This is a genomic window from Amycolatopsis rhizosphaerae (genome assembly GCF_007713715.1).
Lineage (GTDB): Bacteria > Actinomycetota > Actinomycetes > Mycobacteriales > Pseudonocardiaceae > Amycolatopsis_E > Amycolatopsis_E rhizosphaerae.
The window spans coordinates 1-8,071 of the sequence record NZ_VJWX01000328.1 but is presented as its reverse complement, the minus strand read 5'-3'; the positions used below and the strand labels follow the sequence as shown (position 1 = coordinate 8,071).

6 protein-coding genes are annotated in these 8,071 nt (G+C 68.4%); 1 reads left to right on the top strand and 5 read right to left on the bottom strand.

Annotated features, from left to right (window positions below):
* Positions 1–653: 653 nt before the first annotated feature.
* The 4 genes from FNH05_RS26095 to FNH05_RS38275 all read right to left on the bottom strand — a co-directional run bounded on the left by FNH05_RS26095 (position 654) and on the right by FNH05_RS38275 (position 4,993).
* Positions 654–2,318, bottom strand: a complete 1,665-nt coding sequence (locus FNH05_RS26095) for an AMP-binding protein (RefSeq protein WP_144591362.1) — start codon at positions 2,316–2,318, stop codon at positions 654–656.
* Positions 2,318–3,994, bottom strand: coding sequence for a class I adenylate-forming enzyme family protein (locus tag FNH05_RS26090; RefSeq protein WP_144591361.1), 1,677 nt, complete (start codon positions 3,992–3,994; stop codon positions 2,318–2,320). The genes FNH05_RS26095 and FNH05_RS26090 overlap by 1 nt, the downstream gene beginning before the upstream one ends.
* A gap of 112 nt (positions 3,995–4,106) precedes the next feature.
* Positions 4,107–4,796 (bottom strand): GntR family transcriptional regulator, encoded by a 690-nt coding sequence (locus tag FNH05_RS26085; RefSeq protein WP_186382742.1) that lies wholly within the window; start codon positions 4,794–4,796, stop codon positions 4,107–4,109.
* Positions 4,797–4,855: 59 nt separating this feature from the next.
* Positions 4,856–4,993: a hypothetical protein gene (locus FNH05_RS38275; RefSeq protein ID WP_186382741.1), complete on the bottom strand. Its 138-nt coding sequence runs from the start codon at positions 4,991–4,993 to the stop codon at positions 4,856–4,858.
* A gap of 300 nt (positions 4,994–5,293) precedes the next feature.
* Here FNH05_RS38275 and FNH05_RS26080 point away from each other — a divergent pair, with 300 nt between their 5' ends.
* Positions 5,294–6,379, top strand: a complete 1,086-nt coding sequence (locus FNH05_RS26080) for a Zn-dependent alcohol dehydrogenase (RefSeq protein ID WP_144591359.1) — start codon at positions 5,294–5,296, stop codon at positions 6,377–6,379.
* 166 nt (positions 6,380–6,545) lie between these two features.
* Here the strand turns inward: FNH05_RS26080 and FNH05_RS26075 are convergent, their stop codons facing one another.
* The gene (locus tag FNH05_RS26075; protein WP_144591358.1) at positions 6,546–7,727 is read right to left on the bottom strand and encodes an XRE family transcriptional regulator; all 1,182 of its coding nucleotides are present in this window, start codon (positions 7,725–7,727) and stop codon (positions 6,546–6,548) included.
* Between the last annotated feature and the right edge of the window lie 344 nt (positions 7,728–8,071).

Genomic DNA, 8,071 nt, shown 5'->3' with positions numbered 1-8,071 from the left:
CCCCACAACCTCTGGCCCGAACCCGGCGCCTCCCCCAACGCCAAGGACAAGGTCGAAAACGACCTGCACGCCGCCCTATGCTCGGGCCGCGCCACCCTGGCCGCCGTGCAGCACGCCATCGCCACCGACTGGACCACCGCCGAACAACAACTCGGCCTCACCCACTGACCCACCGGGACATCGCCTTCCGGCTTCGCTTCATGGTGCGAAACCCCAGCCAATCCGACCGCCGCTGACCGGTGCTGGGTTACGAATGGCCCCCCGGCGCCGCGTTTCCCCCGTTCGTGGCTTCCCACCTGCCGCGTTTCCCGCCCGGAGAGCAGGGCAGCGGCCCAGACAATCGGGGGATGCGCGGGATGCACGTGCATGCGGACGAAACCCCAGCCAACAGTTACCTGGTCGCCGCCCGCAAGGCCGTGATTAGCCTGGTCATGCCCCGCCAACGGCGAATCCTGGCACCGGGCCCGCCCGGACTGGGGCGCACGTGGCCGTGATCGCGGACGCAGAGGTGCTGCCCCGGGGAAGGCGCGACGGCGGCCAAGGAGCCTCCCCCAGCGCCTATCGCGCCGCCTTCCGCGGCCGGGACCGAACGCCCGGCCCCTCGCGGCGCTGATCGGTTCCGGCCGCCGGTCCGGTCCGGCGGCGTCCGAACATCACTTCAACCCCAGTGCCGATACGGAAATCTCGCGCATGGCGCCCTTGCGGATCTTCCCGGTGACGGTCATCGGGAACTCGTCCGTCAGGTGGACGTAGCGCGGGATCTTGTAGTGCGCCAGACGGCCACCGCAGAACTCGCGGAGCATTTCCGGGGTCAGCGGTTCGCTACCCGGCCGCAGGCGGATCCACGCACACAACTCCTCGCCGTATTTCGGGTCGGGGACGCCGACCACCTGGACGTCGGCGATGTCCGGGTGCGAGTAGAGGAATTCTTCCACCTCGCGCGGATAGATATTCTCTCCCCCGCGGATCACCATGTCCTTGAGGCGGCCGACGATGCGGACGTAGCCTTCCTCGTCCATCGTGGCGAGGTCGCCGGTGTGCATCCAGCCGGCCTCGTCGATGACTTCCGCCGTGCGGTCGGGGTCGTTCCAGTAGCCGCGCATGACGAGGTAGCCGCGGACGCAGAGTTCCCCAGTCTGCCCCAGCCCGACGGTGACGCCCGTTTCGGGTGCGACGATCTTGATTTCGACATGCGGGTGCACGATGCCCACCGTCGACACCCGGCGCTCGATCGTGGAGTCGACCGGTGTGTGGGTGGAAACCGGTGCGGTCTCGGTCATGCCGTAACTGATGGTGATCTCGTCCATGTGCATCGAGCCGATGACGCGCTTCATGACCTCGACCGGGCACGGCGAGCCCGACATGATTCCCGTGCGCAGCGACGACAGGTCGTAATCGCGGAAGTCCGGATGATCGAGGATGGCGATGTACATCGTCGGAACGCCGTAGAGGGCCGTGCACCGCTCCTGGGCGATCGCGCGCAGGGACGCTTCGGCGTCGAACGACGGTGCCGGGATCACGACGGAACAGCCGTGCGCCATCGACCCGAGATTCCCCATCACCATGCCGAAGCAGTGGTAGAAGGGCACCTGGACGCAGAGCCGGTCCTGCTCGGTGAACCGCTGAACCTCCGTGACGAGGAAGCCGTTGTTGAGGATGTTGTGGTGGGAGAGCGTCGCGCCCTTGGGAAATCCGGTGGTGCCGCTCGTGTACTGGATGTTGATGGCGTCGTCGCGGTCGAGACCGGCCGCCCGCGCGGCGAGCGTGCCGCGGTCCGGTGCCTGCCCCGCCAGGCGATCCCAGTCGCCCGTGCCCAGGATGACGACGTCGCGCAGTTCGGCGAGTTCACCGCGCACGTGCTCGATCATCGTCACGTAGTCGCTCTTCTTGTGGCCCGCGGCCGCGATGAGGGTACGGACTCCGGATTGCCGCAGGACGTAGGCGAGTTCGCTCGCCTGATAGGCGGGGTTGATCGTGACGAGGATGGCGCCGATCTTCGCGGTCGCGTACTGGACGAGCACCCATTCCGCGACGTTGGGTGCCCAGATGCCGACGCGCTCGCCCTTCTGGATGCCCAGGTTCAGCAGCCCGGTGGCGAGCCGATCGACGGCCTCGTCGAGCCGGCGGTACGTCCAGCGGCGGCCGGTGGGAACGTCGACCAGTGCCTCGCGATCGCCGTGGAGGGCCGCGATGGCCTCGAGGCGGGCGCCGATGGTCTCGCCCAGCAAAGGCTTGTCGGCCGGGCCGCTCGCGTAGCTCACGCCCGCGCTCGGCGTGGTGTGGGGTTGCCCGGCTGGTGCCGTTTCGGCGCGGCTCATCATGCCCTCCTGGTTTCGACGGTGGCCACCCGGCCGCGCAGGCTGCGGCGGAGGATCTTGCCGTTCGGGTTCTTCGGGATTTCGTCGAGGATCTCGACGGTTCGGGGGTATTTGAACGCCGCGAGCCGCTGCTTGCAGAAGGCGACCAGCTCGCCGGGTTCGGCGTGCGCTCCGGGTTTGAGGCTGACGAACGCCGCGACGGTCTCGCCCCGGTAGCTGTCCGGGACGCCGACCACGGCGGCTTCCTTGACCGCTGGGTGCTGGTAGAGGACGTCCTCGACCTCGCGGGGCCAGATCTTGAATCCGGAGGCGATGATCAGGTCCTTTTTCCGGTCCACGATGTAGAACCAGCCCTCGGTGTCCATGAAGCCGACGTCGCCGGTGAACAGCCGTCCCCCCGGTATCGCCTTCTCGCTTTCGGCCGGCTTCCGCCAATAACCGGGGACGACGCTGTCGCTCTCCATGACCAGTTCGCCGACTTCGCCGACCGGGACGTCGTTGCCGTGTTCGTCGACGACGCGAACGACGTACCCGCTCACCGGCGGGCCCACCGACAGTGCGCCGCTGTCCGGGTCGACCGGCGCCCGCCGTCCGGCGGGGACGGCGTGCGACTCCGAGGTCACCTCGGTCAAGCCGTAGAGGTTGTGCACGTAGGCGCCGAACCTCTTCTCGAGCTCCTCGACGGTGGTCGGCGAGACAGCTTGCCCGCCACTCCAGAGCTTCGACAGCGATGACAGGTCGAACGAATCGATGGTGGGTTCGTTCAGGAGGGCGATGTAGGCGGTGATCGAGCCCATCACCCAGCTCGCGCGGTACTTCTCGATCAGCCTCGCCATCATCACGGGGTGGAAGCGGTAGCCGAGCACCAACGGCATCGGCAGCAGGAAGGCGACGCCGATATGGGCGATCAGGCCGGTGACATGGAACAGAGGTGCGATCCCGAGGCAGACGTCCTGATCGGTCAGTTTGCACCAGTTGCGGTAGTTCTCCGAGCTGAACACGACGCCACGGTGCAGGTTCATCGCGCCCTTCGGCGGCCCCGTGGTGCCGGAGGTGTACACCAGAAAGGCCAGATCGTCCCCGGCCGTCTCCACCGTCGGCGGACGCTTGCCGGTATGGCTGCCAATGAGTTCACCCAGGTCGCGCACGCCCTCGACGCGGGCACGCCGGACCCCGGGGAAGATGTCTTCGGGCCAGCTGGTGACGAAGTCGAGTTCGCTGGCGCTGATCACGGCGGTGTCGTGGCGCGAGGTCACCGAGGCGAGCACGGGAACCAGCGATTCCAGCTGGATGAGCACGCGCGGCGCGGCGTCGGCCATCAGCTTGTCCAGCTCGCTGTCGCGGAACATCGGGTTGATCGGGACGAGGACCGCGCCGAGCCGCCAGGTGGCGATCATCGCGAGGACGAACGCCGGCATGTTCTGGACCTGGACCATGACGCGGTCGCCGCGGCCGACGCCGTATTCCTCGGCGAGCCCGACGGCCAGACCCGCCGCCAGCTCGTCTACCTGCCCGGTCGTCAGGGTCGTGTCGAGGTAGTGCAGCAGAGGCGCCCGCGGATCGCGCGCGACGGCCGCGTCGAACATGGCCAGGCCGGTCTCGTGGGGCAGGACCGGGTCGGCCGGGACCCCCTCGTCGTAGAGGGCGAGCCACGGGCGTTCGTCGTAAACAGACATGGTTCACGGCTTCTTTCGGAGGTCGCGGACAGGGTGAACACCACTCGCGGGCGAACGAGCGCGCGGGAGCACGCCGGTCCGCCGAGCGCGGGCCGGTGACGCCGGGTGGTGGTCAGTCTTCGAGGACGCCGCGTTCGGCGAGCATGCCGACGAGCAGGTCGCCGGCGTGGTGAATGTGGGCCTGCATGAAGTCGCGAGCGGCGACCGGGCTGCGCATCTTCAGTGCCCGCATGATGGAGACGTGGTCGTCGCGGGCGGCCAGGGGCCAGCCGGGGACTTCCGCGTGCGCGCCGAAGGGCACGTAGCGCAGCGTCAGGCCGAGCATCCACGCCAGCTTCGGTGCGCCCGCCGCGCGATTGATCAGGCGATGGGTTTCGAAATCCATCGCCTCGATCAGTTCGGCGTCGTTCGCCGCCACCGCTCCGACGAGCTTCTCCTGGTAGTTGTCGAGTGTCTCGATGTCGTCTTCGGTCAGGTTCGGCACGGCAAGCTCGGCGAGTTTGCCGGACACGTAGGCCTGCATGTCGTAGACGTCGAGCACGTCGCGCCGGGTGAGCGGTACGACCCGGAAGCCGCGGCCTGGCTGGAAGTCGACCATGCCTTCGCCGGTCATCGACATCAGCGCCTCACGGACGGGGGTGGCGCTGACGCCCAGGTCATCGGCCAGATGCTCGGCACGCAGTCGTTCGCCGCCGCGCAACTGCCCGGTGATGATCATTTCCCGGAGCTGCTTGGCGACGTGGGGGCTGAGGCGCTCGCGCTGCCGCTGGGGCGTCCTGTCCCCGCTCTTGCGCTCCGCCATCAGCGTCTCCAGCCCCTCTACCTGCAAACACTCCGAACCAGATGCTAGTCCGATGGCGGTCATGACGCCGTTACCGGGCTTCGCGGCCGGTCACGGCCCGCGCGGAAGCTCACGGTCTTCTTGTCCTGGAACAGACGTTCCGTTCTCCAGAGCACGCTGCTCGACAACGACGGCTGGTCCATCATCAGGCCTTCCACGCTGACCTCCTGGTGATGTGCGCTACAAGCGGGGGTTGCACCACTCTGCAACTTCTATAGAGTTTCGTCAACACCGGGCAACACCGCGCGTCATTGATCCGTCGAAGTACGGACCTCACACTCGACAGGCAAGGGCAGATTCTCACCGCCAAGTAGGGGAAAGATGTCAGAAACGACCCAGGACCGCATCGGCGGCGGCCAGGTTCACCGTCGGGATGTGAGCTCAAGTTCTGTAGAAAACTGGGTCGGAGCCAAGTCTGTCCGGCGCTAGCCCAGCCCCAAACCCCGAGGAGAGACACCGTGGTCAAAGCCGTCATCGTCGCCGAACGCGACGCCACGCCCGAAGTCCGCGACATCGAACTGCCCGAACTCGGCCGCGGCGACGTCCGGGTCAAGATCGCCGCCGCCGGCGTCTGCCACTCCGATCTGTCGATGGTGACCGGCGTGATCACCCCGCAGTACCCCGTGGTGCTCGGGCACGAGGCGTCCGGCGTCATCCAGGAGGCCGGCCCCGGCGTGACCGCGGTCCGTCCCGGCGACCGCGTCGTGCTGAACTGGGCGGCGCCGTGCCGGGAATGCTGGTTCTGCCAGGCCGGCGAGCCGTGGCTGTGCAGCACGATCGAGGGCATCACCAGCGTGCCGCGCGGCAGCCTCGGTGACGGCACACCGCTGCACGCCTGCATGGGTGTCGGCGCCTTCGCCGAAGAGATCGTCCTGCCCGCCCAGTCGGTGGTGCCGCTGCCGGACGGCGTTCCGCTCGATGTCGCCGCGCTGCTGGGTTGTGCCGTGCTCACCGGGGTGGGCGCCGTCCGCAACACCGCCGGTGTCCGCGAGGGTCAGTCGGTGCTCGTCGTCGGTCTCGGCGGCATCGGGCTGTGCGCGGTGCTGGGCGCCAAGCTCGCCGGTGCCGACCCGATCATCGCCGTCGACATCTCGCCGGAAAAGGAAGCCTACGCGCGCCAAGCGGGCGCGACGCACTTCATCGTCAGCGAGCCCAAGCTCAGCAAGCAGGTGCGCGCGCTCACCGGTGGTCGCGGTGTCGACCACGCCCTGGAGTGCGTCGGCGCCCCGGCGACCATCCGCGCGGCGTGGAGCGCGGTCCGCCGGGGCGGGCAGTGCACCATCGTCGGGGTCGGTGGGCGTGACCAGGAAGTGGTGTTCAACCCGTTGGAGCTGTTCCACTTCTCGCGCGGCCTGACCAGCTCGATCTACGGGGCGTCCGACCCCGACCGCGACGTCCCGCGACTGGCCGCGGAAGTCCTCTCGGGCCGGCTGGACCTCGCGTCGCTGATCACTCACCGCATCGGACTGGCCGACGTACCCGAAGCCTTCGAACGGATGCGCGGCGGGCACGGCGCCCGGTCGGTGATCGTGTTGGACGCATGATCGTCAACTGACGCCGTCGGTATGCTCGGCGCCGACCTGCGACGCGATACCGGCCACCCGCCTAAACCTGGAACCCCGCGCCCTGTTCCCCGGCGGACCCGCAGCCTGACGGGCCGAACAGGTGTCTCTAAACCAAAGTCGTTGGTCTGGGCATACCCTGCGTCCGTCAGCCCCCGCGTACCCCAACTCGACCGGCGAAGGCGCGTAGCCCGGGAAGGCTGCTGCTGATCGGGTGGCGGAGTAGTTCGCCGGTGATCTGCTGGATGGGTTGGCGGTAGCGGACTTCGTCTGGGGCGGCCTGTTCGGCGGCCAGTAGTGCCCGGTAGCACTGTTCAGGTTTGCCCCATCGGTGGAAGGAGCGGGCAACGTCGGCCCAGTACCGGGCGCGGCGTTCGACCAACGGGATTCCCGCGGCCGGGACGCGGCGTGCGGTCTCGATGGCGGTGCCGAAGTCGCCGAGGACACGGGACATGCTGATCTGGTAGAGCCTGACGCCGGTGGGACCGAAAGCGGTGAAGCGGTGGTTGCTGTCGACACCGAGCCGATCGGCGGTGTCGACGGCTTCGCCGATGAGGTCATGGGCGCTGGTTCGGTTGCCGTCCACTGCGGCGGTGTAGGCGGCCGTGGACAGCAGCGATCCGTAGACCGACAGGTATTCGGGGCCACGGTGGAGGTCGGGTTGGAGTGCGACCGCGGTGTCGAGGACGATTCGATGCGCGGTGGCGGCTTGGCCGGCGCGGCGCAGCACAATGGCCTGGGTCCGGCGTGCGGTGGCCTGGGTGAGGATGTCGCCGCTGGAGTGCGCGGCGTGCAGGGCGCGGTCGGCGGCTGGAGCGGCGAGGTAATCCCGGCTGAGTTTGACCATGAGTTCGGTGGCCAGGGTGTAGAGCTCGGCGAGTTGTCCCTGGGCTGCGGCGATTTCCCCGGTGGCGGTGGCCGCGTGGTGGGTGGCGTGTGCGGTCGGCAGTAGCTGGAGCAGGCTCGTGGCGACGGCGGCGTAGCGGCCGTGCTGGAACACCGACCGTGCGGTGCTCACAGCGTGGCGCAGGGTGGGCAGGGTGGTCGGCGCGCCGGTGGAGGCCAGTGCGTTGAGCAGCAGGGCCCCCAGCCCGGCGACCGGGTTGGTAGCGGCCGCCGCGGGCGGCATGCCGACGACCGCGGTTCCGGCGAGGCTGGTCAGTCCTGCCAGCACTGTGCGACGACGCATCGGGTCGGTCCCCTCGTCGGGCGTCAGTTTGGCCTCGACCTTAGCCGTGGGTGTGGCGATCGGCACGGATCGTTGCCGGGTGTCGGCCACGCCGAGCACATGCGGTGGAACGTGCAACGTCTCGGCGAGGGCGGCGAGCACATCACCTTCCGTCGAGGCGGGGTTTGCGCCTGCTGCGTGGGTGAGGACTGGCCCCAGGTCGCCGTCCCTCCGGCAACGGTCCTTCATTGAGGCCAACCTGCTGGCCCGGACTTCTTCTCGCCCTTTGCCCTAGTCGCCGTCTCCGGGTGCGGCCCCCTGCACCCTCCACACGGCTCACAATGCGAGCCGTGTGGTTAGTGTGCAACTCCCCCCTCGGACACACTTTCGTGGCATACCTGCCACATCATACGTACCAGTGCTCAAACGCACTCCAACACCTGAGCGTGGCCAGTAGGCCACGCTCTCGTGCTTTCCGGCGGTGGTCGTCATGACCAGTGCCGTGA

Excerpts from the sequence above, each read along its gene's own strand:
- FNH05_RS26085 (WP_186382742.1), bottom strand. The coding sequence starts at position 4,796 with ATGGCGGAGCGCAAGAGCGGGGACAGGACGCCCCAGCGGCAGCGCGAG.
- FNH05_RS26090 (WP_144591361.1), bottom strand. The coding sequence starts at position 3,994 with ATGTCTGTTTACGACGAACGCCCGTGGCTCGCCCTCTACGACGAGGGG.
- FNH05_RS26095 (WP_144591362.1), bottom strand. The coding sequence starts at position 2,318 with ATGAGCCGCGCCGAAACGGCACCAGCCGGGCAACCCCACACCACGCCG.